This is a genomic window from Intestinibaculum porci (genome assembly GCF_003925875.1).
GTDB classification, from domain to species: Bacteria; Bacillota_I; Bacilli_A; order Erysipelotrichales; family Coprobacillaceae; genus Intestinibaculum; species Intestinibaculum porci.
The window spans coordinates 1,523,678-1,549,477 of record NZ_AP019309.1 but is presented as its reverse complement, the minus strand read 5'-3'; the positions used below and the strand labels follow the sequence as shown (position 1 = coordinate 1,549,477).

The window sequence follows — 25,800 nt, the reverse complement described above, 5'->3', positions numbered from 1 at the left end:
GTCTTTATTTTACCAGCTTCCCTACTTTTAGAAAAGATGTCAGGTAAGATTTCCCTTATTTTCTCCATTACTCAAGTAAAAGATACCTACCTTATGAAAAAATCCCTCTTTTCTTCCTTTTTTCTTTCACCTATAATAATAGTAGGTTAAACAAGGAGGACTTACATATGAATGTAACAGATTTATTAAAAGATCGCCGTTCGATCTACGCTTTAGGAAAAGATATCCCAGTCAGTGATGATGAAGTCATCGCTTTCATTAAAGAAACAACGGCCTTAGTACCAGACGCTTTCAATATGAAATCACAGCGTGTGGTCGTAGCTTTAGGTGACAAACAGGATCAGTTATGGGATACAATCTATGATGCGTTCGGCGGGAAAGTCGCAAGAGAAAAAATTGACAGCTTCAAAGCTGCGCATGGTACTGTTCTTTACTTCTATGATGAAGCAACTGTCAAAGGTTTACAGGAACAGTTCCCATTATACGCTGCCAACTTCCCTATTTGGGCACAGCAGTCTAACGGGATGTTACAGATCAATATCTGGACTGGTTTACGTGCTTTAGGCATCGGCGCTAACATTCAGCACTATAACCCAGTTATTGATGATGCCGTTAAGAAATTATTCAATGTCCCTGAAAACTATGTTTTAGTTGCTCAGATGCCATTTGGCGGGATCTTAGAAGAAGCGGCGCCAAAAGATGGCGAAGACATCAATGCGCGCGTACAGATTGAAAAATAATAATAGATAGCATCAAAAGATCAGCTTAATCGCTGATCTTTTTTAGTGTCACGCAGGTGCCATAACAGCTTGCCACAATAATATCACGAGAAAAAACTTCCAAATCAACATGAATGCCAATAACACCATCGCCGCCTAGATGCGCCGATACCACCTGCAGGCGTTTAAGAGCTTGCATTTTCGCCATATGGACTTTCTTCGTATACGTTTCTGATTCCCCGCCTGCTAAATCCGCTAAAGAACTATCAAAAGAAGAAAGGAAACCCGTCCCTAAGGTATATTCGGCGCTAATGACGCCTAAGTATCCAGTCATTTCATAGCCCGTTAAGCAATCCGTTGTCGATAAGAGCTGCGTGAAGCCATCATCATTATTGCCTAATCTTTCATCGAGCAGATAGCGATCTTCGCGTGGCAGTTTTGTATAATCTTCACTTGTTTTGATGTTGTGATATAGCTGATGATGATAATCAGCAGTCTTGGCATCACGAGGAATGCCCGTGGAAAAACGACTGAGACAGGAAGCACAAATAGCTTTCTCATCACTTAAGTCCATGTAGCCATAATCCAGCATATGGATCGGTTTTCCACAAAAGATACAGATTTTTTTCATAAGCTGTCACCACTTCTCTTCATGATCAGGAAAGCTGTAATCAGGAATGGAATCATGCCAATAAGCCCAATCTGACCTGGCCCTAAAATACTCATTTGTGCATAAGATGGTTTCACCATATAACTAAAGAGAGTAAAAGCATTCAAGGCGCCATGCATTAAAGCAGGAAACCAGATACAATCTGTTTTTTCATAAACATAATCTAGCAAGATCCCAAAAGAAATCGTAAATAAACAGAAGACAAGCGGTCCTAACACCGGTGCCCCTAAATACGTTTTACCGTATTCATAGCCGGCGATTATCATGATTGGAAAATGCCAGATCCCCCAGATCAAGCCGCCGAAAAGTCGACCTTTCGCAGTGCCGTAAGCACTTTTTAACGCTGGATAAAGAACGCCTCGCCAGCCGGCTTCTTCACCGATGGCAGCCATCATGTTCATAAATGGCAGATAGAGCATTGACTGTAAGATAGTAATCAGTAAATACATTTCCATGCTCATATGCGATGCATTTAACTGTTTCATCCCCGCGCTGCCAAGCAATTTCTTTAAAGTCGTATACTGGGGATCGAAAGCGTTACGAAAAATCAGAAAGAAGAGTAACGCGCCTAACGTACTTAAAATGCCTGGTGCCCACAAAGACATAAACAGATATTTCCAATGCCCTTTGATTTTTAATTTCCACTTCACTTGTGAGACAGGAATTTTGGCTAACAAAATGGCAAATAATGGGACATACATAACTAAGACTAAGGCAATCTTATAAACCACTTCATTGCCTTTTAAATACATAAGCGATCCCGCAATCATCAAAAGCCAGGAAATCGCAAAAGTAATTAGCAAATATTTCTTAATTGATTTAGACATATGAATTTCACCTCAAAAACATCATATCAGGCTTTTGATACCGCCTTCAATATTTTTATTATAAAAATATGATATAATAGACTCAAGGAGTGATGGTATGAATACTGATGTTTTAGAAAAGCTTGAACATTACACGAGAAAAGGTATGAGGATCTTACGTATTATCGTATGCATTGAAGTCATTATTTTGATTATTAAATCCTTTATGCCGGACAAGGACACAGATGAATAATCTGTGCCCTTTTTGTTTAGTATTTTTTAGAAAGAATAAAATAAGTAATCAAGTAAAGAACTAGATAAAGACAAATAGCCATTGCCCCAGCCATCATCAAAGTCCTGTTGACAAAAGTTGCAATAAGCGTAACAATCCCGATGATCAGCATAAGCATTTTACCAGCAATAGCTAAGGCACGATCCTGTAAGAAAAGATTACGTTCGTCATGTAAAGCAATCTCGGCCTCCTTAGCATATTCAGGATCCTTACGATAACGATAAAGACTGATCGAGCGGCCAATAGCGACGCCCAAAAGACCACCGCCGATCCCAATCAGCTGTGAGCTGTAAGCTTTCAAAAAGACGGATAAGATAATAAAAACCATGCCCACAACAAATAATAATAACGTATAAAGACGTTTTGTTTTCATGTTCATAACTAGTCCTCCTCTTCGAAAATGAATAATTCTTCAATGGTGACATGAAAATAACGAGCAAGTTTAAAAGCTAACTGGATTGAGGGATTATAACGACCATTTTCTAATGAACTGATCGTCTGTCGAGAAACACCTAAAGCTTTTGCGAGTTCTTCCTGTCGAATCCCCTTTTGTTTACGGATTTCTTCAATATGGTTTTTCATACGCCCTCCTTAATGTAAAGCTTCCTTTACAATTTCAGTATAGTCTTGTTTGTGTGGTATGTCAAGCTTGCTTTACATTACAATTAAAAAAAAGAAATACAGACTGAGCTGTATTCCCTTAACATCAATGATGTATGAGTTTCTTTTGCCTTAAAACACCTTGATAGTCGCCTTCCCAGCAAAAGCCGTAATCTTCAAAACCTAAATCATGATAATAAGAAGCGAGGTCTTCATTATGGATATCGCTATCTAAGCGCAGGTACTTCTTGCCTTTCGATACGGCATAAGCTTCGACATATCTGAGAAAGGAACGTCCGCTACGTGAGCCGACTTCTGAGACAAAGTTATGGACATAGAGAGCTGAACAATAATCATTCCAGCGCTGATCACTTTCTAGTAAAACGGCGCCACATACCACATGATCACTCACCAACACATAAAGTGATGAAGCCATCGCCTGAAAATAGCTCAATGGAAAGATTTCATCGTAATGATAAATATTCCAGCCTTTAAGGTGCTTTTTATCAAGCCAAGCCATGCGTTTGGTAATTAAAGCAAAAAACTCAGGTATCTCCTGCTTTTCAATTAAACGAAACGTATACATAATAATTACTCTTTGAGGGATTTCATGACTTTACAAGGCACCCCTGCCGCTAAGGAATATGGCGGAATATCATGGGTGACAACGCTGCCGGCCCCAATGACGCAGCCTTCACCGATGGTCACCCCAGGCATAACATTGACATTTGCGCCAAACCAGCAGTTATCCCCTACGGTAATCGGTAAAGCTTTTTCTAAGCCGGCATTGCGGCGCTCAACATCTAAAGGATGAGCAGCGGTATAAAAACCAGTTGAGGGACCAACAAAGACATGATCACCTAGCGTGATTTTTCCGCCATCCATAAAGTAACAGTTTACATTGACAAAACAGTCCTTGCCAAAGGTAATGTTTTTACCATAATCACAGGTAAATGGCGTCATGATCACTAAATTTTCAAATTCTTGTCCAAAGAGTTTTTTAAACACTTCATCACGTCTTGGGTCACTCGGTTTTATTTGATTGACTTCAAAACATAAATCAGCAGCGATCAAGCGATCCTTTAAAATATTCGGATCATGATTTGCATCATACCATTCTCCCTGACGCATTTTTTCTTTTTCTGAATTCATTGCTTTTCTCCTCTCGTATAATATGTTTGTAATTTGATTAATGAATCATCGCTAGTAATTGATGATTCTTTAGATTTGAATATACACTTCAAATCCAGGATAATAGATTCTGTTTTGAACCTAAGGTTGTATTCTTTCTCCTTGCGGCCCCTATGGGATGTCCGCTTCACATAGACTTATTCCTCAGCCAAAACAGTTCTTTATACCCTAATGAGTTTGTTGAAGCTTTGTTTGCATTGTCTTCTTATTTTCGAGGTTGCGTTTGTCTTGGCTTAGAGGTGCAGTTCAAAACAAATTACTATCAATTTATGAAATGAGGTACTTATCGTGAAAAACAATATCTTTTCAAAACAATATGATTTATTTATCGGTTTAGACGTTTCTAAAGGCAAAGCAGATGCTGCCATTTATAAACGTAACAGAGATAGAAATGTTAAATCCAAATTTGTTCGAAAGGCGATAAAGTTTAAATTCACCAAGCCAGGTGTCGATGAGTTCCTCGATACCGTTAGACATTACAAAGATGAAGACTGCCTGAGCGTTCTTTTCACAATGGAAGTAACAGGCGTGTACTCTGACAATGTCTATATGTATATACGCGATCATCTCCAGGAAAGTGAAGCAGTTAAGTTTCTGGATACTAAATTCGTTGACAGGTGGCGCGATGCACACGGATATGCCAAATCCGATCCACTTGACGCTAAGACTATTGCACAGATGTGCGCAACTGATGATGATGCACGTTATGTTGAAAAAGCTCCTAATTACAACGAAGAAAACAACAAAAAAGGACATGCGAATCTAAAACTTCTGACGCATCGCTATCAGCAGCTGAATAAACAGCTAAATGCTGAATACAATCGACTGAGTGCACAGTGTGAAAAGTTCTTCCCGGAGCTTACCGCTGTTTTCTCAATACGTTCTGCGACTGCGCTTGCAATCTTAGAGGCATATCCTACTGCACATCATATCATTAAATCTTCTAAAAATGAAGTCTTTAATGTGGCTTACGAGGCCTCTAAGCATCGCTGTAAGGAAGCTAAAATAGACGATTTGTTCGATCTTTGTGAAAATACCATTGTTACTCTTAATGTTCCTCAGGAAGCTGAACTGATCACCGTTGAAATGGTCAGCAGTATCAGAAATCTGCTTCAGACAAGGAGAAACTACAAGAAAATGATGGTTAATCGCGCTTCAAAGCAGCCTGCATTTAAGCGTCTTCAGACATTAATCGGTGTTGGTGAAGAATCCGCAGCTATGATTCTTGGTGAGGTATATGACATAGCTCTTTCCAAGAAAGCGGAAAACTTTGCATCATACTGTGGATTAACGCCAAGAAATAAGAAATCAGGTTCATCAGTTGATACCCATGGGAAGATTTCCAAAATGGGATCGCCTATCCTCAGACACGCTATATACCTGGCATCAGAGTATGCCAGACGGCATAATCCATACCTTGCCAACCTTTTTGCAAGGGTTAAAAATGGCAATAAGAAGCGCCATAAGCTTGCAATAGTAGCTGTTGCCAATAAGATGGCACGTTATATTTACGCTATTCTTAAGCATGATAGTGATTTCGTACTGCTTTATGAGGATCTCATGAAGCTTCCGGAAGATACCCGAGCCACGTTCTTCCAAAGTATTACTACTGACATTCCAGAAAAGACAAGAAGATGTATTTACAAATATTCTGATGAGAATGGTGTAGTACATGATTTTACCTTTACTGGAAATGACCCAGAAGAGTAATACTGTATGTAGATTTTTGATATAAAACACATATGTTTCAATAGCTTGTGACATCTTTCACATTTATACACACTAAGATGTTTTCTTTTTGTAATTTTTAATACTACATATTTGTAGCACTCACCTCTAAGCCAAGACAAACTCACTTGGCTTTAGAATCAGAGTAAACAAAGATTCAATTAATTTATATAATTAACAAAATCAACTCCCCTCATATTTTCTATTGACATTTAATAGTATGTCTATTTTGTATATTTCAATTGTAACGAAAAAGGATAGGAAGAACTATAATTTTCCAAAGTCAGAAAATAGGTTCCCCGATGAACACGGACACGTTTTAAGCCATAATACTTGGCAGTAATGTTTGTTATACCCTTACGGTAAAAGGCATAGCTCCCCTGATAATGATGCAGTCGCAATTTTAATATCCCTTTATGAGGCATCTTGACTTTATAAAAGAGTTTCCCGCCAAAAGGTGCCACATCATAGTAGCGGCGATTGACATGAATGGTATTGGCATGCGCGATTGTATTGCCATGAATGCGTCTTTTAAAAGATAAACGACAGCGTTTGATCTGCGCCTTCAAGTGTAAGAGTCCATGACGACGATTATTACTATTAAAGATGATCAGATAACGGCCTTGAAATAAGCAGTTTGGCTGATCATAAAGGGCATGACGCATGGCTGTATAACGAGGATCTAATCGATTCTTTCGATAGCGAAAACGAATCGTCGATGGCCCTTTTAGTGATAAAAAGTAAGCACTGATCTTATGATCTGATAAATACGTTTTATAGGCATGTCCATTTTTTAGTGTTTTGATTTGACGATAAGGCAGCGTATTCACCCGTAAGTGATATTTTACGCCATAGAGAATCGTGACACTGGAATATAGTGTTGTTTTCAGATAATAAGTCCCTTTTTTAAGATTATAGACTGGCGGATTGGTATCACCGATGCGAATAGGTTTAAAATGACGATCATAAAGTGTTATTTTTTCATTGTAGTAATGTTTCTTAAACTTCGTTATCAGTTTGACTAAAGAATGTCGTTTGATGCTTAAGATCTCGTAACCATGTCTGGTTGTTTTTAGCGTTTGCCAGTGATCTTTCTTTAAATGTCCAGTAATTTTCCGCGGCGTGGCAGTCAAGTCGATAAACTGCAGTGATAATACAAGTAAAACACTAAGAAAAGATAGAATAAGTTTTTTCATGATATCACCTTCTTCCTCATTATAAGTCATTTCCATACGATAAAAAAGGCATCAAGCTGATACCTTTAGAACATCTTTTTACAAATCATCGAGGCATTGTTTTTTCCTTCTCGCACATCCGATCCAGTTTTCGCAATAACCAGCATATAACGTTCATCACCATAATAGATCAATTTATAGTGTTTGCCATCATCCTGAATTTCAAAACCTAAATCCATCAGCTTCTGTTTTAATGAGGCATTAAGGGATTTATAATCTTTTAATACAGCTTTGATGGTATTCATCCGCTTTTGATAAAGATGCTGATGATCATTCTTTTGTAAAATATCTTCATAAACATCATGACGCCGCGAATGATCCTGAACATTTTTTAATTGCGCATTGATCGCATCTAGCAGCATCTCTTTAATCTCACCCTGATAAAACTCTTCTTCTTCCCCAAAATATAGCACCGGCACTTTCTGACTGTCACTTAATTTTGAGCGTAACCCCTGATTTTCCAAAGTTAAGGAAAGATTGGCTTTGGTCAGTTCATCGATTTGTTTCTGCATCTTCGCATAGTCGTCATCAAATGCCCCTAAATATTCATCGACTTCATTTTTAGCTTTCTCATATTCACTTTGCATATGATGCCACTTTTCCTGCAAGATCGCATTATTGACGCCAGACCAGGTATAAAGCGGTAAAACCGCCTGCACATTGGCATAGTGTAAAATCTCTCGAGACACTTTATTAAAGAGGCGTTCCCCTTCATCAAAGTATTCCCGATAGGCAATATGCTGGTGCGTGCCATGCGGCAAATAGATATCGATTCCGCCATTATAAGCAACCTGACTAGGGCAGGTGCGGCGAATCATGAGCGTATCATCATAGCTCTCCTGGGTAAGCACATGGGCTACCCCTTTGAGACGACTGCTTAATTTCTTGACATCTACTGCATAACTATCTTTCTTCGTCTTAGAAATATAGATGACTGGCAAGCGATTTTGCGCCTGATCATTCATACATGCAACAAGTAAAGATAATGTGTCTTTATTGATCTTAATGGGTTTACGCAAGACCGGCAGTAAGCCATCATCTTTTAAATAGCCATGGGCAATCAGTAAACTTAAAAAACGCGGAGTAGAAAATCCTAAAACATCCAATTGAGAATGGAGCGTATAGCTGTGATCAAGATGAATTGCCATCTTCATCTCATCGAAGTTCATGATATAATCCGTATTCCAAATCGAGGCATCTTCCCCCTGTTTCTGATAACGGATCGCAATAATATTCTTTTCTTCATATTCTTCGATATCCATCCATTTCTCATCATGGCCGAGACGAATATGACGTTCTCCCTGATAATGTAAATCAGGGATGATATTTTCCTTGTGAGCGCTCTTTTGATTCCATTCAATCACCAATTGAATAAACGCTTCTTGCGTGAGCGTATTCGCAATATCGAGCATTGTGGAATACATCAGCATGTCATCCATCTCCTTTCATGAATACTACTTTTAGTGTACCACGAAAAGAAGCGAATAACGTGTTTTTCTGATTCGATTTTTAAAAATTATGAAATAAATAAGCGTGAACGTAAGATCATGTAGCTATTGACGGCCTCTTCTACGCTGTAATCCTGAGCGTGATGAATCCACCATTGCAGCATTCCTGTCGCCATCCCGGCATGAATTTCATTCATCATAATATCTTCCAAGTGATTTCCGGTAATAAGCGGTAAATAATGATCCCGTAACTGTTTTTTAAAAGCATCCAATAACGCGTAAACAACTTCTTTCTGACTCAGTTTTAAAAGCTCTTCCTGATGCTTTTGGACATAAAGAAAACTACGATGAATAAGACTCTTTAAATCAACGTTCATATTCCCTTTAAGCATCTCATCCACATAATGTTTCGCGCACTGTTCTAGTAAATCATATTTATCCTTGTAATGCTGATAAAACGTCACCCGGTTTAATTGCGCCTGATCGGCAATTTCCCGCACAGTCAGCTTATCAAAGCCTTTACGCGGTAAAAGATATAAAAATGCCTGTACAATCGCTTCTCGTGATTTGATCGCACGACGATCCATATTAAATTCCCCCTTACACTTCCCACAGTGTGTAACACAAGCATGAAAAAATAGTTTTTGTGTTGCAAAAATAATACCATAGGACCTATTTCTATTCAATATTCCTGAACGAAAAAATCCCCTTATAATAAGGCTTTTCAAATTGTAAAAAAGACTTATTACACCTTTGATGCATAAATAAGTCTTTTGATACAGAAATTATTGCGTTCGTGAAACCAGCTGCGCCACAAAAGCATTAGCAGGATGGGTTTTAATGACCTCTGGCGTATCGTATTGGACGATTTGTCCCTGATCCATCACCATCACTTTTGTACCTAAGGTTAAAGCTTCTTCAATATCATGAGTGATAAACATAATTGTAATGCCTACCTGAGCATGAATCTTTTTTATTTCCTGCTGAAGCGCTTCGCGGGTGATCGCATCGACAGCCCCAAAAGGTTCGTCCATCAATACTAAGTCCGGCGTCGCCGCCAAGGCGCGGGCAATCCCGACACGCTGCTGCTGACCGCCAGAAAGTTCGCTTGGAAAACGTTTTTTCAGACTTAAATCTAAGTCAGTAACTTTCATCCAGTGATCGACGGCCTGTGTAATTTCTTCTTTGCTTTTATGTAACAGCTTTAAAACATAGGCAATATTCTCTTCAACGTTCATATGCGGGAAGAGCACACTGCCCTGAATAACATATCCAATTGAACGGCGTAAGGCAATCAGATCATGCTCTTTGATTGATTTGCCTTCGACAATAATGTCTCCGCCGCTTGGCATAATCAGACCGTTGATCATTTTCAGCGTCGTTGTCTTCCCACTGCCGGAGGTCCCAATCATCATCACAAATTCGCCTTTTTCAACACTAAAACTTAAATTGGGAATAACAGTCTGCTTACCATAAACTTTCTTGACATGGTCAAATGTAATAATCGCCATCACTTACACCCCTTTCGCTAATAAGAAGGCCTGCGCTACCGCCGCTGGCTCTTTCTTCTTCGTTTCCACTTCATAATTCATTTTCGACATATCATTTTCACTAATCAGATGATCAAAAACTTTTAAGGCTTTCTTTAATTCTGGATGCGCCTTTAAGAACGTCTGATTAATGACTAAACCACACTGATAAGAGGGATACATATGCAAGTTATCTTTTAATAAACGGACATTAGCATGGGATAGCTGACCATCGGTTGTATTGACAGGCATCACATCAACCTGATGATTATTAATAGCTTTGTATTTCAAGCCCATATCCATATCTTTCGTGGCTTTAAAAGATAAGCCATACGTCTTTTTTAGTTTCTTATAGCCATCAGGGCGATCAAAGAAATCATATTCTGCACCTAAGATCAGTTTACCATTGAGAGCCTTGAGATCAGAGTATGTTTTAATGTTGTATTTTTCCGCAATCGGTTTATAAATAGCCACACCATAAGTATCGTTAAAACCTAACATTGTCTGCCATGTTAAACCATACTTGCTTTGATAAGCCTTTTGTAATGTGGAGAACTGTTTCTCTGAGTAAAGTGAAGATTTTTTCAAAACCATATTCCAGCCTGTTCCAGTATATTCTGGATACATATCAAACTTCCCGCTCACCATCGCCGGCTGAATATTAGATGTTCCGCCGCCGACACCTTGCGTTAATGAGACTTTTAAATCTGTTTTATCCGTAATCACCTTTTTCAGCATTTCCCCTAAGATATACTGCTCCGTCATCGGCTTGGTCGCAATGTGAATCGTTTCCTGCTTTTGTTTAGGGAAGAAGGCATAGCCAAGGAAGATCACAATCGCTAAGCCGCCCGCTAAAGCAATGCGTTTATTTTGTTTTTTCGCTTTTTCATCACGTTTTAATAAACGTTTTTCAATCGCCCCTAAAACAAAGTCGACAATTAACGCTAATAACGCAATGAGTAAACTGCCGGCAACAGTCATCGCCGCATTATTTGTAGTAATGCCACGATAGATGGCGACCCCTAAGCCGCCCGCACCAATAAATGAGGCAATCCCGGCTAAAGCAATGGTCATCGTCACCATGTTGCGGATAGCCGCAAAGATAACCGGCATCGCTAATGGCAGCTGAATCTTATAAAGAATCTGAAATTTGGTTGAGCCCATCCCTTTGGCTGCTTCAATAATCGCCTCATCGACATTTGTCATACCCGTATATGTATTGCGCACCATTGGTAAGAGGGCATAAATGGTTAAAGCAATAATAGCAGTCGCATCCCCAATACCAGAGAAAGGAATTAGGAATCCTAACATTGAGATTGATGGGATGGTATACAGAAAGTTAATGACACTTAACGTCACTTTCGCACTTTTGCGAAATTCACTAATCAGAATCCCTGCCAGACCACCGACGACAATGGCAATGGCAATAGATGCTAAAGAAATTTCAATATGTTCAACAAGTAAGCCGCCAAAAAACGACCACTGACTGATTAATAAATGAATGACATTGTTCATCGTGAGAGTCCCCTTCTAAAAATAGCCTTAACTGGACATTTTTCAAAGCAGAGTCCACAGTGTAAACACTGTTCCTGCTTAATGACATAAGGCGTCCCTTTGATAATAGCTTGCTGCGGACAATTACGTTGGCAAGTGCCACAGCCAATGCAGGCGTCACTAATTAAAAAACCTTTTTCTTTGACTGGCATTTTTAACGCAAAGCTTTCACGATGAATCGGACTGACCCCTAAATCAAAGAATTCTAAAGTGCCTTCATCCATGACAAATGGTTCTAAGATATAACGGCTATCCCCTGGATAAACATCTTTCATCGATGGGTTCTCTTCAAAAATGCGATCGATCCAATACTTCTGATCAGATAATTTCTTCACTTTCGCATTAAAGCGTACCATCTGATATTTTTCATTCATCCCGGTAATAGCGGCTTCCGGTAAATCACAAAGTTCCTGATAAAAGTCTTTGCCGCGAGCGGTGCAGAAAAACAGCTTTCCCTCTTCAATAAGCATCATATCAATCATTCGCACTTGTGGTTTTCCATCACGATCAATCGTCGCAAAAGCGACATCTTTTATAGATCTTAAAATTTCTAAACAGTTCTGGGCATTCATCGGCTTGTCCTCCTCTTTCTGTTTGTAATATAATACATTACATCTAACAAGTCAAGCTCAACCGCAAAAAAAGATCTTTTTTTCAAAAGACCTCACATATTATAAAAGCTGCTTAAGACCATGAGGATCTAAAATAGAAATACAGTTGCAGCTTCGCTGGATCATGCCTTTTTCTCAAGCTGTTTTAACACTCGCGAAATGGCTTCTCGTTTCGCATTAACCGCTAAAACAATCTGCTCATGTGTCATGGTGTAAACTGGTACCATTGTCAAGGACTATTTATTGACAGTGACGACTTGTTTTCAGCTCACAAAGGATGAGGGCAAGATTCAATTGAATCTTGCCCTCATTTTTTCGCTTCTATTCATCCATATCAGGAGTTTTATTGTACGACAAAAAGAACCACTTTACGTGATTTTTTAAACAAGAAGTGGATGACTTGATGTATTATTAATAGATTGCTCCTGTTCTGTTCACATACGATAGCTCTGGATAATTCTGCCAGTTTCTAGGATAGTACAGTGACTTGATCACTGAATCGGATGCCTTGGTTAGGAACTTGAGTGCTGTATTCGTATCAGCCAATAGCGTATCCAGTTTTTCTACTTCTTTCGTATTTTCGTCAATCAGTCTCTGTAGCTTATTGATTCGAGCTAGAATAACCTTCTGATCCTTCTGTACCACTTTGAAAGGATGCTGTTCGCTCTTATACTCATAAGATGATTCACCAGACTCGTTTTGCTTGCTTCTGCGTCGAGCTCTTTCAGCACGCGCTTGTTCGCGTCTGGATTCCAGTTCTTCCTGGGTGATGAGTTCTTTGGCTGAGACGCCGAAATAAACATCAGTCTGATAAATGCCTTCAGTAATATAGCGATAGTATTCTTCAGGAGTCTGTCCTGCCAGATCATACTGAGGTATTACTGTATTATACTGTTCCATAAAGTTTTTGATCATGGTTTCAACCGTATCAAAGTTAGGACATTTTTCAACTAATTCATTTAGAATAGATTTCATTCTTCCAAAAAAGCTTTCCATTGGCGCATTATCGAGGCTGTTTCCGCGTCTGGATACTGACTGAATGAAGCCGTCATCTTCTAGAATTTCTCTGAATTCGGTGGAAAGGTATTGAGAGCCGTTGTCTGAATGAATATAGACATAAGGCTTTTTTCCATTTTCCTTCATGTATTTGCATGCCTTCTCAATTTCCTTTTCATGAAGATCCATCATCATGCAATAAGCTCTTTCAACGAGGGTAACGTCCATTCTTTTAGAAATATGCCATCCAAGAATTTCATTGGTAAATGCGTCCTTAAATACGCATAGATAAGAGATGTTTTTATTGCCGTTATAGGAAATATAAGTGATATCAGTGAGAATAACCTTGCGCGGGTCTTGTCTGAAGTATCTTTTTACGTAATCGTTAACGTTATAATAAGGATGGTTGTATGTTGCCTGTCCCTTGTAGGCATCCTTATGGCGTAGGTTGGGGAACAAATTCAATTCCTGCATCAGACGCGTTACTTTTTTTTCACCAACCGGCTGACCATTGATATTAAAATGCATGCGAGTAAAAAGAGCACAGAATGTTCTTCGCCCAGGCACGAAGCCAAAGGTTTTGACGATATCAATCATCTTATCCTTTATCATCTCATCTTCGGTAGCCTTTTGAATCTGGCTGGCAGATGGATTTTCACGTTTTTTCTTCCAGCACCTGTATTTTCTTGAAGTGATTTCAAATATCTTGCAGGCCTCACTGATTTTGACATCAGGATGATCTCTTATATACGTATCTGCGAGAAGACATTTATCTACCGCTATTTCTCGTTCTTCGATGATGATACCTTCACCAGCAGTTTTGAGCCCTTTTTTTTACGACTCCAACAACTGTTTCCAGATAGTCAATGCGTGAATTAAGATAGTCAACCATTTCCTGATCGGAAAGATTGCCAACCTGATCACGCGGAACCATGCCGCTGACCTTCTTGGGCTTGCGTGCCTGTCCGCTGGCAGCGCGACCGGCAGCTGCGTAGGCGCGATCTTCTCCTAACGTGTTTACATCGTATCCGAGTGTCTTGTATGCCTTAATTGGTGACATGCCGCCATCCATCAGCTGTTTCATGCGGGCATAGAATTCCCTTGTGTAATAGATTCTGCCATCTGTTACCTTCTCAGTGTATTGGTTTTTAGAAGCCTCTTCTAAAGCTTTTTCCAGGTTAATCTGCTTATTTCTTTTTGCCATAATGCTTTCCTCCGCCTGATATGTATTTATTGGTGTCTGTAGTATATCATGACAGTATCAGGTTGGCACGCGCTTTAGCTCTTTTTGTTGCAAGAGCCTTCGTTTTTTCATACTTATCAGTTTCCTTGGACATGTATAAATCAAACTGCTCAGGCGGCATGGCTTCAAGATACGATTCGTATTTCACGGGTGTCATTTTATTTCTTGTCCACTGTGGTCTCTCGTTGTTGTAGTATTCCACATAGGAAAGCACCATTTCCCTCAGCTCCTCAATGGAACTGCAGCTGGTATAGTCACATTCATCCTTGAAATGGCCAAAAAAGCTTTCCTGTGAACTGTTGTCTTCACAGATGCCTCTTCTGGACATTGATTCTCTGAATCCCAGCTCCTTTACCTTTTTCTGAAATGCTTCATTGAGATACAGTGCCCCCTGGTCGCTATGGAAGATGGCATTATCGCGAAAGGTGTAGCGTTCAAGCTGCTTCAGCGTCTCCATAGTCATTGCCGAATCATTGTTTTCGCTCACCACGGCAGCTAATATGCGCCCTGTTACCGCATCTTTGACTGCTGAAAGATAGCCTCTGCCATTTGCTCCAAAAAACAGATAGGAAACATCAGTGAGAATGTGCGTAAAAGGCATGGCCAGTCTGAATTTTCGTTTAAGAAGATTAGGGCACTTGTATTTTTCAAGATGCTCACGAGCAGCCTTAAGGGACTGACGGGGAGCTCGAACTCCTGAATTAAGTCCATGCTTTCTCATCAGACGTGCTATTTTCTTAATTGAAAAGCTTTTGCCTGTAATCTCAGGCATCATCATGTGGATAGTTCTCTTGCCTTTGGGATAGCCTTTGTAATTCATTGTATCAATAATGGCCCTGACCTCTTCTTCTTCATTCTGATTCCTTAGCTCTTCATATCTGCCGTAGGCATCGTTTCTTAAAATAGAGTAGAAGGTGGATCTTGACAGGCCTGCTTCACTAATGATTTGGCTTAAAGGCATAATGTGACTGTCCGCTAACGAGTCAAGCATTATGAAGGCTTCTCTTCTTAGGCTGGCGCTAAGATCCCATATGCATTGGGATATAGACTTCAGAAAACAAGCCATTTTATTGTATAGTGCCTCATAAAGATTTAGGGCAATGGCTTTGAGTCGATCAGATGAGCCTGCCTCTAAATGAATGGAACATGTATGATCAGATTGAGTAATTTGCTTTTTTATGCGCTGTTTCGTGGAGATAGTAAGAATTGCAGAATCAATATCAAAGATTTTGAGAATATCATTAATGTGCATATCAGAGAAAATTGATGCCTCGCTGTAGAATACATCCGTCAGTTTGATTCTATGTGCAGTTATCCTTTCAACCATTGGGTGGTCTGTATATTCTTCGATTATATTCTGATCAAACGTTTGCTTTTCATGCGGCTCAATATCCCCGTCAAATACTCTTTTTAGCGCATGAATACGCTGATAGCCAATTCGTTCTGGATCAAAGCCATCTGATTTAAGGACATCCTCGATTGCCTGATCAGGATATAAGCTATAGAGCTTTTCAGTATAGTCTTTTGAAAATGAAATGCCACGACGTGCGCGAATGAATTTTCCGGTCGAGACGAGGAACTGATCATAGTTTTTATCTGTTTTATTACGTTTGGCAGAGTTACCCATACGTCCGTTAGTAGGTTTCCCATCGCGTTTAAAATTTCTTTGAATACGACTAATAATTTGTGCGTTAAAGAGAGAGTAGTCAATGCCATTTTCCTTCATGACCTCTCTAATTGATGAAATGCTTTTATATTTAATCCATCTCTCCCACATCATGATCCTGAATTCATAGGTAAATGAAATACGATTTGATCTCACCAGTTTGACGAATTTATTGGCTGAAAGTATTTTAATGGCTTCATCAGATATTACAGTTCCTTTAGACATAACAATTATTACCTTCATTACAAAAAATGGCACCATAGGTTAGGTGACATTACTGTCAATGTAATGTTCCTTTCTATGGTACCATTTTAAATCTAAAGAGCATATGAACGCGCCCTTTTTTGATAGGAAAACCATCAATATAGTATTCCGCAAACTCAAACCAGAAATAGGCAAAGTTGGCTAAAATGGCTGTTTCAATATACTCCATCGTTTTACTAAATACGACGAAATCTTCATGCGTATAAGTCATGATCCAAAGTAAGTCCACAATAATATAAGCAAGATAACTGATAATCACTTTATGAAAAGCCGCATTTTCCGACTTTCGACCAATATTACTATGGATTTTATGATAGACTTCAATCGCAATAATTAAACAAACAGATAGTAAAGAGATATATAACGGCTGATAGGCCCCACTGAAAATAGACTGGATTGATCTCTCTGTCATATATTTCCCTCCCCGATGCAGCGTACTATTTATGTGTACGTTTCTTATCCTGATAAAGCGCATCATCAGCGCGTGCTACAATATCAGTGACTTTGGACTTCGCATTAGTGCATTTCGCATAACCAATTGAAATTGTCAGATCAAAGGCAAAATTCTTTTGTCTCGCAGCTTCCTGCAGGGCTATGCGAATTTCCTTCTTGACTGCTTCTGGATCGTGATTTAACGAATCCACTAATATAAACTCATCACCGCCAAAGCGCCCAATGACAATCCCTTCTGAGGCAATCTTTTTAAGGGTTTCAGCTAACGTAACTAAAGCTTGATCACCGACTAAATGCCCATATTTGTCATTAATAGATTTGAATTTATTAATATCAATTAAATAGATATAAATAGGATGGTCGACAGAACAGTTCTCCCATTCCCGCTCTAAATATTCACTCACGCGATAACGGTTATTGATCCCGGTTAAAGCATCCGTATAAATATGTGCATTCTGCATTTCTATTAATACTTTTATGATAGAAGGAAGAATTCCTAAAATAATAAAAGGTACATAGTAAATAAACAAACTAGCAATGGCACCTATAGCGGGATAAAGCATACATTCCATAATGACACGTTCATGTAACTGTCTGTTAGGCCTTTTTTCCTGATGCATTTTATACATTGTATGCGCAAATGCAAAAAACAAATAGAAAAAATCAATGGGTGAATTGATCATGTAAATATAAGATGCCGGCCATAGCGACACCCCAAGAATCCCCACCCGATTTAAAATAAACACCGCAGCATTGATTATGGCAATGATGACAGGAAGATAAAAGATATGTTTAATTTTTCCCATCTTATCAGTAAAACCATCAATGTAATACTCGGCAAATCCAAACCACAAAAAGGTAAAAACAGATAAAATTCCTGCTTCACTAAATTCTAAAACTCGCGCAAAAGTTGTATGACCTGGCTTTGGTAAAATATAAATCCATAACAGATCATTAATGATATAAATAACGTATGTAAAGATGATCTTTTTAAAAGCCGTATTCTCTGATTCACGGCCAATACTGCGCTGAATACGGCCATAAACTTCTGATGAAATAACCAAACAAACAAGCAAAATAGCAATATAAAACGGTTGATATGCTTGACTAAAAGTCTGTGCCATAGATGTTGACATACCCTGTCCTCCAGATACGAAATAGAATCCCAAATTTTCTCTAAAAAGCAATTGAATATGGTGACATTATACCTGTAAAAAAGCGATAAGTACACCCTCTTTCAAAGCTGTTTTTGCATTATACGACAAATATATGACGCAAAATGCAATCGATAATAAATTGAAGTTATACTGATTCTTTCTTATCCTTATTATTTCAATGAGATGACAAAAAAGATCAATGCTTAGCATCGATCATCCATTATTATACAGTATGATAAAAAAGAATAATATCCTCATAGGATCCATCCTGCATATGAAACCCTTCAGGAACGCTGCCGATTCTCGTAAACCCTAAACGTTCATAAAGATGAATGGCATGTTTATTGCTTGCCACAACAGCGTTAAACTGTAAAATTCGAAAACCTTTCTCATGCGCTTTGATAAGGCAGTCTTTCACAAGCTTTTCCCCAATATGCATACCTCGACAATCTTGTTTCACGGCATAAGAGGCATTACAGATATGACCGCATCTTCCCACATTATTGGGATGCAGTATATACATACCAACAATTTCATTATTCTGGTTAACAGCGACGCCCGAATAAGTTTGGCTATTAAAGAAATCTTGTGCCTCTGCTAATGTTAAGGGGTGATCCTGCGGAAAGGCAACACCGTCTTCCACTACCTGATTCCAGATATCCATCACATCCTTCACATCTTCATTTTGATAAGCTCTTAATTTTATGTTCATTATATACGCTTCCTCTCAACGAAATCATTATACTTTGAAGACGTAAAGTGTGCAATTTGATCTGAAGGATCAGCCATAAATAATAACAACTTAATACCAAAATGATTATCGCCATACTGATGAGTTGATATCACCTTTCTTTAGAAGCCTCATGAACCTAGTTTTCAACTGTTCTATCTTTACCTTTAAAACTTGCACAGATTTATCAAGGCTTATTCATAAAGAAGCTGCCTAATCGTTTAAGCAAAAACTGAAAGGGAATACTCATTATTCCCATGTGTATTGAATCTTTCCAGGCTTCTCTTAAGTACAATAAATCCTATGATAAAGACCACAAGTTCTCAAACAGATTGGACATTAAAATACCAGCATTCAGAAGATTAAATGATTTATTTTTAAGAATTTGAATATAGAACTTGAATAAAATCTTATTTTCCTGTAGCATGAGCATGTGCTAGATCTTCAAAGTTGAGCGGCCAAACTCATGGGCTTTGAGGATCTGTGCCTTCCTAAAAAATTGATATGTTTATTCTATCACATATCATAGCGAAATGATTAAAGGTTATCACAATCTGCGGTATCTAACCGCATGAATGATAACCTTTTTATATTATTAGCTTGCTATTAAGTTGTTTCAATTTGCGGTTTACGAGCTAAAAGTAAATTGCACACTCTGCGGGTCCACAATATATTTAAAACCGAATCCTTCGTATAACTTCTTCCCAGGTACATTCCATGGAAGAGTATCCAAACGGATAGAAATGTCATTTTCAGCCCTGCAAATTGCGACGGCTTCTTCCAGCATCTTTCTCCCAATGCCCTGACCTTGATACTTTGGAGCGGTCGCAAGCAGATGAATGACCGCAATTTTTGAAGCATCACCAGTTTTAGTGCAATGCACCAAAGGGTATCCGTCACCCTGAATGTGATTTAGGATCAATGCGCCGATATCGCCAGATTCACCGATTTACACTATTCTTCGTATTTCGTGTAATTATCAAGCTAAACATCAATATCACGACTGCTATACATCACTCGCATGATGTAAACTGTTTTATTATCATTATCTATAGTATATAGAACGCAATAATTATCTACCAAAGCAATATGAAGTCTTTGACTTTTCCACGGTTCTCTATCATAAAAACGATAGCGTTCTGGCAAATCGTCAAGACTCATAATACACTTTTCGATTCTGTTCAGCTGAGCACTGGCATGCTCCGGTGACTGCAGTTCGTAAGCAATATATTCATAGATATTACGAATATCGTTATCTGCCTGAGATGTAATTTTGATAGCGTATATCACAAATTATAATCCTTACGGATGTCTGCAAAAACCACACTTGCTTCTCTTGTTTTTCCTGCTTTGATATCCGCATATCCTTTCTCAAGCTCTACATTCAGTTCTGCTTCTGATAAAACGGACATATCTACAGGACGAGAAGATGGAATTTTCACTTCAAAAGGAAGTCCTCTATGAAAAATTATCTGTTTATAAAACATATTGATAGCATTGGATGCAGGAATACCAAGTGCAGACAAAATGCCTTCTGCCTTTGCTTTTACCTCCGGTTCAATACGAGCATAAAGATTCGCTGATTTTGCTGCCATATAAAGCACCACCTTTCACTTATTTTCTTATCATATTTACTTGTTTGTGCGTACAAAAGCAATACAATTTATAAATCTTAATGATTACCCATCTGTTTTTTAATAATAAATTTACATTTTTAATATAAAACCGTATAACAGTAAAAATATATTATATGTAATCATAATGGTAAACAGCTCTATCTTCAGGCGACGGGGTTTCCTTGTACACCAAAAATACGATTCCCAACTAAGTCGACTATTGGATCCTATTATTTTCTCGACATCAAAACGACCGTCTCAACGTGGGTCGAGTTTATAGGATTGATGTCATAGCCTTTTGCTAGTTGACGGAAACATATCAACTCTCCCTGTTGTCGGAAACATATCCATATTATACTGCCCCCTAATTTAATAATCAATTTCTCATCCCTATAAATTGGAATTTGTCTATCGGCTCCAAGCCAGAACCAACTCTTTTTCGTTGGTATTATCATCCGTGTTTTCTGATTGAACTACAAATTGTTCTCTCTGATAAAATTGAATTGCACGGATATTCTTATTATAAACGCTCAAATACATATTGGATTTAATGCCTTTTGCATAATTCAATAGTTGTTTCCCAATGCCTTTCGACTGCATATCTTCTTTTACGAATAATCCCGCAATATAATTATCTGTCAATCCAATAAAGCCTTCTATTTCTTTTGTGCCATTGTTTTCATACACATATATTTCTGCTTGTGGAAGAATCTTTTTTACCATATCATAATTATCCATCCAATAGTGCTTTGATATGAAACTATGTGCTTTAATGTTTATATCAAGCCATATCTGCATAACAGCAGATAAATCATTTTCCTTGACTGCTCTTATCACAATATAACCTCTACAAATTTGAATTTACAGTTATCTATACTCATTTGGAATTTCGATATGAAATGTCTCACACAATAGCTTCACATCATGTACATCATTTTCATCAAATTCATATCCCAAATGGAACATTACTTGACTATATGGTTCAATACAAGAAACCTCTATCTCCTCAATTTTTCCTTTACCAGAAAAAGTTTCTACCGGAAAGTTATCCCCCTCATAAAGAATTTCACCTTCGCCCGTATATTCAAAACAATGCAAATCAACAATCCTGTTTTTCGCATCTTTCCATACAGTATGGTTCAATGTTGTATATTCCATCTTAATCTCATAAAAGTCATTAGCTTTCATTATCTCTATAAAGTTCTGATAATCTTTCTTTTCTACAAAAATATCAATATCGTTATGGACTCTTGACTGATGTCCAAGCAACGCATCTACCCCCCAGCCACCATCAAGAAAGACTTTAATCTCGGCATCTATCGCGAGTTGAAGAATCTGTTTTACATCTGTAATATTGACCATCTTATCATCTCCACAAATTCAAGTTTTCTGTTCTCTTAACCATTATATCATACCGATGCAAGTGTTTCATTAACAAACTATGAACGAAAAAACACCCTGCATTTCTGCAAGGTGCCTTTATCTGTTCTATGCTTCAACTTCCATTTCCATTCCCGATTTAAGGGTTACTACTATCTTCTCATCAAGAATTGTGACCTTTTCTACTAGCCTTCTTGTAAGTGTCTCACTGTATTCTGTAATCGCGGTGTGCTGTTCATCCAGGAAATCTATCAGTTCCTGCATTCGTAACTGCAGGTCTTTTCTCTCTGCTGCCGCCGTCAGAATATCCTGTCGTTCTTCACGAAGGTCTACTATCTCTGTCCCTAACCTCTCAACGGCAAGCTCATCACCGGAAACATTGATCAGTTCTATCTGAAGCTCTGCCAACTGCTTGTCGATATCCTTTATCTTTTCTTCCAAATCATCGTTTATAACTTCTTCGATGTTCTGTTTCAGAAGTGGTATCACTGTGTTCTTCTGTGCAAAGGCATCGTTGACTGCCGTAACAACTGCCTCGTGAAGAACCGTTTCTTCTATGGTTCTTGCAGGGCAATCAATCCCACTGTTTTTCTTTAGCACCCTGGATACGCATCTCCATACATATTTCTTCTTGCCTCTGTTGTTCCAGTAGACTCTTCTGTAAATATCTTCGCAGTGTCCACAAAAGACCATGTTGTCCTCTTGAAGGCTTTATTCGGTACAACTTTAAAATTGGTTTACTTATCTTTATCTTCCTCTCTAAGATACTTAACTAGCCCCGGATAATTGCTTATCCTTACAGTTCGGATCAATTAGAATTAGCCGAAAACGGCGGCGAAGAAACGAACCACCGAGAAGCACCGCCGCATTGCCGAGCTTGATACCCTCATTGAACGACTGTATGCGGACCGGAAAAGGCGCGGTTGACCGCCTTGCCCTCAAAGGCTTAGGGGCATATCAACTATATATTGGGGCCGAGTGCCGTTACTTTAACACCGCCGCTAGCCATGAGCTTATGCTTCCTTTAGGACACTGTCCCAACAGACACTTTTTAAAGTATGCTGCACTAATCCTTATTTTTCACAGCATAGCGCAATGACAGACAGCCATGTTCTGCATTCTCTGTTCCCTGCAATTCCAAATTAACTTTTTCAGATAACAGAAGGTTATCAAATAGTTGTTTTTCTTTATTACCTACAAAACATGGTGATATCACAAGACTGATTTCATCAATAAGTCCGTTTTCTAATAATTTGTTGGTTAATCCACCGCCACTGTCTGTCCGCATGTATTTACACCCATATTGCTCATGCAGGATCTGAAAGGCTTTTTCATAGTCCACATGATCATTTCCTGACACAATATATGGGTAATGCCTTTCCTCCAAATAATTCAAATATTCCTTCGGAGTGGCAGTTGATACCAGAATGACAATTTCCTTCAGATATCCAAGATTTCTTAAGCAATGAAGACTTCTCAAGATACCTCTGCTGTCAGGTATGACTCCTATTGGTCTGGGGTCCTCCGGGCTTGTTATGATTTTCTCAAAATCAGCCTCTGTTTCAGCAGGATATTTTTCAAATGCAGTAAAAACAGTATTGGACCCAAACAGCACCGCATCCGAATGAATTCCCCCGGCAACCTGGTAGTAAACTTCCGGATTATCAAAGCCTTTAATGCGGCCATCAAGGCTAATTTGTGTATGCATAATTATCTTTGGTTTCATATTTTTCAATCCTCCTTTTTGATAGTAGAATATCATAATACACTGACAGCTGTATGTCAGCAGGGGATATGAAACCTTACAAAAAATACATAACAGACCAATCGCTTTCTCTAAATCAAGTTTAGGCAGTGATTCGTAATTTGTGCCAGGTGTTTACGGGTTATGCATTTTAATTCATCAGGTTGGACTATTTCAATGCCTGATCCATATTCAATCAGCTGCTTGCTCAATATCTCAAAGGAATCTGTCTGGAATTCGATTTCCATTTTACTTCCCAAATCGGTTTCTTCAAGGAATCCGAGAGAATACCTGTTCTTGATAGAATTGTATGTCTCCCCTTTTTCAGCTCTAAGAATTACATTATATAGTTTTTTATATGAAAGCATTTGTTTTAATATTTGTTCCAAAGAGCCATCATGGCTTTGACAGAGCTCTTCTTCTATGCAAATGCTTTTAATCCGATCCACACGAAAATTCCTATATTCATTTCTTAGCCTGCAAAACCGATTAAGTACCAGTTCTGTTCATAAAACCCCAGTGATATAGGCTCTATCATTCTGCTTTCCGGTTCTTGCCCTCCTGATGCAGGATATTGAATTGATATTACCCTTTTATTGCAGATTGCAGTCTGAATTGCTGCAATAACGTTATCCGCCAATGTATTTTTCTGTCCAGATGTGCTGTACACGTTAATACTGTTCTCCAACTCCTGTGCATAGTTTTTTTCACCATGCTTCAAAATAGATTTGATTTTATACATAGCTGAATCAAAATCCTTTATAAATGATTCATCTCCATGGCAATTTAAAAATTTCCCTGCTGTAATCAATGCACCCACTTCCGCCGCTGTAAACATTACCGGCGGAAGTAGGAAGCCCTCTACAAGAAAATATCCTTTTCCGGCCTCAGATCCAATTGGTATTCCGGCTTCTTCAAGTGTCCGGATATCTCTGTAAACTGTCCTTAAGCTTATATTAAATCGCTGTGCAATTTCTTTGGCAGGAATTATTTTTTTTGATTGCAGCTGAATAAGAATAGAGGTTACTCTGTTAATCCTGTTCAAATTTTATTCCTCCTCTGTGACTTCCATAAAAAGTATATCCTATGCGTTCTTAAGCTAGCTGCTGTTAGTGCTTCTCATTGCACCCTGGTTATAAAAGCCATACTCACAAACCTCTTCACCAAAACTCTTTACATCTCTAATATAGAACTCTATCTAGCGAACTTTTAGAAAAGATATAAAACATCAGAGTATGGACAGTTGCGGATGTACTTCAGAAAAGATTAGATGTCTAAAAAGCTTGTAGTTAAAGCTTTTTAGACATCTAAATCTAGGTACTAAAACAATTCATCCAGTAAAATATAATATTTTATTTTCTCCCAATCAGGCTTGATCCCCAGTAAGTCAAAAAATAGCTCGACATACTGTTCTTCCCCGATATCCTCCCTGATCGACCGGACGCAGAAGGCAATGTCATACCACTTGTCCGCCCTGCCGCTTCTCCCAAGATCAATAAAGCTACTTACTTTGCCATCTTTCACAAAGATGTTGCTGTCTCCCAGGTCGCCGTGGGAAAAGACAAGTTCCTCTTCGGGCTTTTCCGTCTTTAAAAAATCATACAGCTCGCGCGGATCTTTAAATGGAGTGTCTTCTTCCCAGTTTTCGCAATCCACATCGGCCAGATCGTTATTCAGTAAGTAATCCAATTCGGCTAAGCGGCTGTCTAAGCTATTCGTATAGGGACAATCCGATATGTCGATGGAGTGAAAGAGCCTGATGCACTCCGCATACAGCTCGATAATCTTTTCAGGGCTTTGTTCATCTTCATACTCTTCCGAGCAAAGGACGCCATCGGCCTCACTCATGAGCAGATTGCTCCAGCCATCATGCCGTTCAAAGTGCAGGACCTTTGGAACAGGCAGCTTTCCTTCCAGCCATAGCATCATGTCCTTTTCCCGTTCCACATCATAGGTGGTCCCTTTATACCGGCTGTCCGTCATTTTTAAATATAGGTTTTCATTTTCTCCCACCAGCTTATATACCTTAGCAGGAGACATTCCTTCCGTATCTTTTACGCAGCGGTATTTTTCGATCAGTTTTTTCAATTCCGGTGATATTCTCATTTTAGCCATTTATTATTTCCTTCCTCTTTTCTACAGTATTTAAAGATACCCCAAGAAGCTAA

At 38.7% G+C, this 25,800-nt stretch carries 31 protein-coding genes; 3 read left to right on the top strand and 28 right to left on the bottom strand.

What is annotated here, in order from left to right; translation table 11 throughout:
* The first annotated feature begins 167 nt into the window (after positions 1–167).
* Positions 168–740, top strand: coding sequence for a nitroreductase family protein (locus SG0102_RS07465; protein WP_125119358.1), 573 nt, complete (start codon positions 168–170; stop codon positions 738–740).
* Positions 741–765: 25 nt separating this feature from the next.
* Here the strand turns inward: SG0102_RS07465 and SG0102_RS07460 are convergent, their stop codons facing one another.
* Together SG0102_RS07460 and SG0102_RS07455 are read right to left on the bottom strand one after the other, a co-directional pair.
* Entirely contained in the window at positions 766–1,350 is a 585-nt protein-coding gene (locus SG0102_RS07460) for a heavy metal-binding domain-containing protein (RefSeq protein ID WP_125119357.1), read from the bottom strand.
* Positions 1,347–2,216, bottom strand: coding sequence for a CPBP family intramembrane glutamic endopeptidase (locus SG0102_RS07455; protein WP_125119356.1), 870 nt, complete (start codon positions 2,214–2,216; stop codon positions 1,347–1,349). Before SG0102_RS07455 ends, SG0102_RS07460 begins: the two co-directional genes overlap by 4 nt.
* Positions 2,217–2,313: 97 nt before the next feature.
* Here SG0102_RS07455 and SG0102_RS15840 point away from each other — a divergent pair, with 97 nt between their 5' ends.
* Positions 2,314–2,448, top strand: a complete 135-nt coding sequence (locus tag SG0102_RS15840) for a hypothetical protein (RefSeq protein ID WP_269461205.1) — start codon at positions 2,314–2,316, stop codon at positions 2,446–2,448.
* Between the two features lie 16 nt (positions 2,449–2,464).
* Here the strand turns inward: SG0102_RS15840 and SG0102_RS07450 are convergent, their stop codons facing one another.
* The 4 genes from SG0102_RS07450 to SG0102_RS07435 all read right to left on the bottom strand — a co-directional run bounded on the left by SG0102_RS07450 (position 2,465) and on the right by SG0102_RS07435 (position 4,239).
* Positions 2,465–2,866, bottom strand: coding sequence for a hypothetical protein (locus SG0102_RS07450; RefSeq protein WP_125119355.1), 402 nt, complete (start codon positions 2,864–2,866; stop codon positions 2,465–2,467).
* Between the two features lie 2 nt (positions 2,867–2,868).
* The gene (locus SG0102_RS07445) at positions 2,869–3,069 is read right to left on the bottom strand and encodes a helix-turn-helix transcriptional regulator (protein ID WP_125119354.1); all 201 of its coding nucleotides are present in this window, start codon (positions 3,067–3,069) and stop codon (positions 2,869–2,871) included.
* 124 nt (positions 3,070–3,193) lie between these two features.
* Positions 3,194–3,673: a hypothetical protein gene (locus SG0102_RS07440; protein WP_125119353.1), complete on the bottom strand. Its 480-nt coding sequence runs from the start codon at positions 3,671–3,673 to the stop codon at positions 3,194–3,196.
* 5 nt (positions 3,674–3,678) lie between these two features.
* Positions 3,679–4,239: a sugar O-acetyltransferase gene (locus tag SG0102_RS07435; RefSeq protein ID WP_125119352.1), complete on the bottom strand. Its 561-nt coding sequence runs from the start codon at positions 4,237–4,239 to the stop codon at positions 3,679–3,681.
* A 327-nt stretch (positions 4,240–4,566) separates the two neighbouring features.
* Between SG0102_RS07435 and SG0102_RS07430 the strand changes: the two genes are divergently transcribed.
* Positions 4,567–5,988: an IS110 family RNA-guided transposase gene (locus SG0102_RS07430; protein ID WP_157982995.1), complete on the top strand. Its 1,422-nt coding sequence runs from the start codon at positions 4,567–4,569 to the stop codon at positions 5,986–5,988.
* A 242-nt stretch (positions 5,989–6,230) separates the two neighbouring features.
* Here the strand turns inward: SG0102_RS07430 and SG0102_RS07425 are convergent, their stop codons facing one another.
* The 22 genes from SG0102_RS07425 to aph(3')-IIIa all read right to left on the bottom strand — a co-directional run bounded on the left by SG0102_RS07425 (position 6,231) and on the right by aph(3')-IIIa (position 25,747).
* A complete protein-coding gene (locus SG0102_RS07425; protein ID WP_148668840.1) occupies positions 6,231–7,238 on the bottom strand; it encodes a hypothetical protein in 1,008 nt (335 codons plus the stop codon).
* Positions 7,239–7,267: 29 nt separating this feature from the next.
* Complete coding sequence (locus SG0102_RS07420; protein WP_197715088.1) at positions 7,268–8,665, bottom strand: hypothetical protein; 1,398 nt, start codon at positions 8,663–8,665, stop codon at positions 7,268–7,270.
* A gap of 92 nt (positions 8,666–8,757) precedes the next feature.
* A complete protein-coding gene (locus SG0102_RS07415; RefSeq protein WP_125119348.1) occupies positions 8,758–9,276 on the bottom strand; it encodes a TetR/AcrR family transcriptional regulator in 519 nt (172 codons plus the stop codon).
* A 198-nt stretch (positions 9,277–9,474) separates the two neighbouring features.
* On the bottom strand, positions 9,475–10,200 hold the full coding sequence (locus SG0102_RS07410) for an ATP-binding cassette domain-containing protein (protein WP_125119347.1): 726 nt from the start codon (positions 10,198–10,200) through the stop codon (positions 9,475–9,477).
* 3 nt (positions 10,201–10,203) lie between these two features.
* Entirely contained in the window at positions 10,204–11,733 is a 1,530-nt protein-coding gene (locus SG0102_RS07405) for an ABC transporter permease/substrate-binding protein (protein WP_125119346.1), read from the bottom strand.
* Positions 11,730–12,344, bottom strand: a complete 615-nt coding sequence (locus tag SG0102_RS07400) for a 4Fe-4S binding protein (RefSeq protein ID WP_125119345.1) — start codon at positions 12,342–12,344, stop codon at positions 11,730–11,732. Before SG0102_RS07400 ends, SG0102_RS07405 begins: the two co-directional genes overlap by 4 nt.
* 450 nt (positions 12,345–12,794) lie before the next feature.
* Positions 12,795–14,126: an IS3 family transposase gene (locus tag SG0102_RS07395; protein ID WP_269461208.1), complete on the bottom strand. Its 1,332-nt coding sequence runs from the start codon at positions 14,124–14,126 to the stop codon at positions 12,795–12,797.
* A gap of 61 nt (positions 14,127–14,187) precedes the next feature.
* Positions 14,188–14,583, bottom strand: a complete 396-nt coding sequence (locus SG0102_RS07390) for a hypothetical protein (RefSeq protein ID WP_125119344.1) — start codon at positions 14,581–14,583, stop codon at positions 14,188–14,190.
* 46 nt (positions 14,584–14,629) lie between these two features.
* A complete protein-coding gene (locus tag SG0102_RS07385) occupies positions 14,630–16,531 on the bottom strand; it encodes an IS3 family transposase (RefSeq protein ID WP_157982993.1) in 1,902 nt (633 codons plus the stop codon).
* Between the two features lie 55 nt (positions 16,532–16,586).
* Complete coding sequence (locus SG0102_RS07380; protein WP_125119343.1) at positions 16,587–16,964, bottom strand: hypothetical protein; 378 nt, start codon at positions 16,962–16,964, stop codon at positions 16,587–16,589.
* A gap of 25 nt (positions 16,965–16,989) precedes the next feature.
* Complete coding sequence (locus SG0102_RS07375; protein WP_125119342.1) at positions 16,990–18,141, bottom strand: GGDEF domain-containing protein; 1,152 nt, start codon at positions 18,139–18,141, stop codon at positions 16,990–16,992.
* Between the two features lie 244 nt (positions 18,142–18,385).
* A complete protein-coding gene (locus tag SG0102_RS07370; RefSeq protein WP_125119341.1) occupies positions 18,386–18,874 on the bottom strand; it encodes a GNAT family N-acetyltransferase in 489 nt (162 codons plus the stop codon).
* A gap of 646 nt (positions 18,875–19,520) precedes the next feature.
* The gene (locus SG0102_RS07365; RefSeq protein ID WP_157982994.1) at positions 19,521–19,775 is read right to left on the bottom strand and encodes a GNAT family N-acetyltransferase; all 255 of its coding nucleotides are present in this window, start codon (positions 19,773–19,775) and stop codon (positions 19,521–19,523) included.
* A gap of 101 nt (positions 19,776–19,876) precedes the next feature.
* Positions 19,877–20,182: a type II toxin-antitoxin system RelE/ParE family toxin gene (locus tag SG0102_RS07360; protein WP_125119340.1), complete on the bottom strand. Its 306-nt coding sequence runs from the start codon at positions 20,180–20,182 to the stop codon at positions 19,877–19,879.
* Positions 20,179–20,487: a type II toxin-antitoxin system RelB/DinJ family antitoxin gene (locus SG0102_RS07355; protein WP_125119339.1), complete on the bottom strand. Its 309-nt coding sequence runs from the start codon at positions 20,485–20,487 to the stop codon at positions 20,179–20,181. Before SG0102_RS07355 ends, SG0102_RS07360 begins: the two co-directional genes overlap by 4 nt.
* Positions 20,488–20,916: 429 nt before the next feature.
* Positions 20,917–21,345, bottom strand: a complete 429-nt coding sequence (locus SG0102_RS07350; protein ID WP_125119338.1) for a GNAT family N-acetyltransferase — start codon at positions 21,343–21,345, stop codon at positions 20,917–20,919.
* Positions 21,346–21,375: 30 nt separating this feature from the next.
* Positions 21,376–21,870, bottom strand: a complete 495-nt coding sequence (gene lnu(C), locus SG0102_RS07345) for a lincosamide nucleotidyltransferase Lnu(C) (protein ID WP_075720925.1) — start codon at positions 21,868–21,870, stop codon at positions 21,376–21,378.
* A 126-nt stretch (positions 21,871–21,996) separates the two neighbouring features.
* Positions 21,997–22,581, bottom strand: coding sequence for a zinc ribbon domain-containing protein (locus SG0102_RS07340; protein ID WP_125119337.1), 585 nt, complete (start codon positions 22,579–22,581; stop codon positions 21,997–21,999).
* A gap of 373 nt (positions 22,582–22,954) precedes the next feature.
* Positions 22,955–23,614 carry a dihydrofolate reductase family protein gene (locus SG0102_RS07325; RefSeq protein WP_000802831.1) on the bottom strand — a complete coding sequence of 220 codons (660 nt, stop codon included), beginning with the start codon at positions 23,612–23,614 and terminating at the stop codon, positions 22,955–22,957.
* Between the two features lie 110 nt (positions 23,615–23,724).
* Positions 23,725–24,081 (bottom strand): WYL domain-containing protein, encoded by a 357-nt coding sequence (locus tag SG0102_RS16030; protein WP_000374054.1) that lies wholly within the window; start codon positions 24,079–24,081, stop codon positions 23,725–23,727.
* 23 nt (positions 24,082–24,104) lie between these two features.
* A complete protein-coding gene (locus SG0102_RS16025) occupies positions 24,105–24,677 on the bottom strand; it encodes a helix-turn-helix transcriptional regulator (RefSeq protein WP_001079938.1) in 573 nt (190 codons plus the stop codon).
* Positions 24,678–24,952: 275 nt separating this feature from the next.
* Positions 24,953–25,747 carry an aminoglycoside O-phosphotransferase APH(3')-IIIa gene (gene aph(3')-IIIa, locus SG0102_RS07300; protein ID WP_125119336.1) on the bottom strand — a complete coding sequence of 265 codons (795 nt, stop codon included), beginning with the start codon at positions 25,745–25,747 and terminating at the stop codon, positions 24,953–24,955.
* Between the last annotated feature and the right edge of the window lie 53 nt (positions 25,748–25,800).

Bases quoted from the DNA above. Each gene is read 5' to 3' on its own strand.
- SG0102_RS07465 (WP_125119358.1), top strand. From the start codon at position 168: ATGAATGTAACAGATTTATTAAAAGATCGCCGTTCGATCTACGCTTTA.
- SG0102_RS07460 (WP_125119357.1), bottom strand. From the start codon at position 1,350: ATGAAAAAAATCTGTATCTTTTGTGGAAAACCGATCCATATGCTGGAT.
- SG0102_RS07455 (WP_125119356.1), bottom strand. From the start codon at position 2,216: ATGTCTAAATCAATTAAGAAATATTTGCTAATTACTTTTGCGATTTCC.
- SG0102_RS15840 (WP_269461205.1), top strand. From the start codon at position 2,314: ATGAATACTGATGTTTTAGAAAAGCTTGAACATTACACGAGAAAAGGT.
- SG0102_RS07450 (WP_125119355.1), bottom strand. From the start codon at position 2,866: ATGAACATGAAAACAAAACGTCTTTATACGTTATTATTATTTGTTGTG.
- SG0102_RS07445 (WP_125119354.1), bottom strand. From the start codon at position 3,069: ATGAAAAACCATATTGAAGAAATCCGTAAACAAAAGGGGATTCGACAG.
- SG0102_RS07440 (WP_125119353.1), bottom strand. From the start codon at position 3,673: ATGTATACGTTTCGTTTAATTGAAAAGCAGGAGATACCTGAGTTTTTT.
- SG0102_RS07435 (WP_125119352.1), bottom strand. From the start codon at position 4,239: ATGAATTCAGAAAAAGAAAAAATGCGTCAGGGAGAATGGTATGATGCA.
- SG0102_RS07425 (WP_148668840.1), bottom strand. From the start codon at position 7,238: ATGGAAATGACTTATAATGAGGAAGAAGGTGATATCATGAAAAAACTT.
- SG0102_RS07420 (WP_197715088.1), bottom strand. From the start codon at position 8,665: ATGTATTCCACAATGCTCGATATTGCGAATACGCTCACGCAAGAAGCG.
- SG0102_RS07415 (WP_125119348.1), bottom strand. From the start codon at position 9,276: ATGGATCGTCGTGCGATCAAATCACGAGAAGCGATTGTACAGGCATTT.
- SG0102_RS07410 (WP_125119347.1), bottom strand. From the start codon at position 10,200: ATGGCGATTATTACATTTGACCATGTCAAGAAAGTTTATGGTAAGCAG.
- SG0102_RS07405 (WP_125119346.1), bottom strand. From the start codon at position 11,733: ATGAACAATGTCATTCATTTATTAATCAGTCAGTGGTCGTTTTTTGGC.
- SG0102_RS07400 (WP_125119345.1), bottom strand. From the start codon at position 12,344: ATGAATGCCCAGAACTGTTTAGAAATTTTAAGATCTATAAAAGATGTC.
- SG0102_RS07390 (WP_125119344.1), bottom strand. From the start codon at position 14,583: ATGGCAAAAAGAAATAAGCAGATTAACCTGGAAAAAGCTTTAGAAGAG.
- SG0102_RS07385 (WP_157982993.1), bottom strand. From the start codon at position 16,531: ATGAAGGTAATAATTGTTATGTCTAAAGGAACTGTAATATCTGATGAA.
- SG0102_RS07380 (WP_125119343.1), bottom strand. From the start codon at position 16,964: ATGACAGAGAGATCAATCCAGTCTATTTTCAGTGGGGCCTATCAGCCG.
- SG0102_RS07375 (WP_125119342.1), bottom strand. From the start codon at position 18,141: ATGTCAACATCTATGGCACAGACTTTTAGTCAAGCATATCAACCGTTT.
- SG0102_RS07370 (WP_125119341.1), bottom strand. From the start codon at position 18,874: ATGAACATAAAATTAAGAGCTTATCAAAATGAAGATGTGAAGGATGTG.
- SG0102_RS07355 (WP_125119339.1), bottom strand. From the start codon at position 20,487: ATGGCAGCAAAATCAGCGAATCTTTATGCTCGTATTGAACCGGAGGTA.
- SG0102_RS07340 (WP_125119337.1), bottom strand. From the start codon at position 22,581: ATGGTCTTTTGTGGACACTGCGAAGATATTTACAGAAGAGTCTACTGG.
- SG0102_RS07325 (WP_000802831.1), bottom strand. From the start codon at position 23,614: ATGAAACCAAAGATAATTATGCATACACAAATTAGCCTTGATGGCCGC.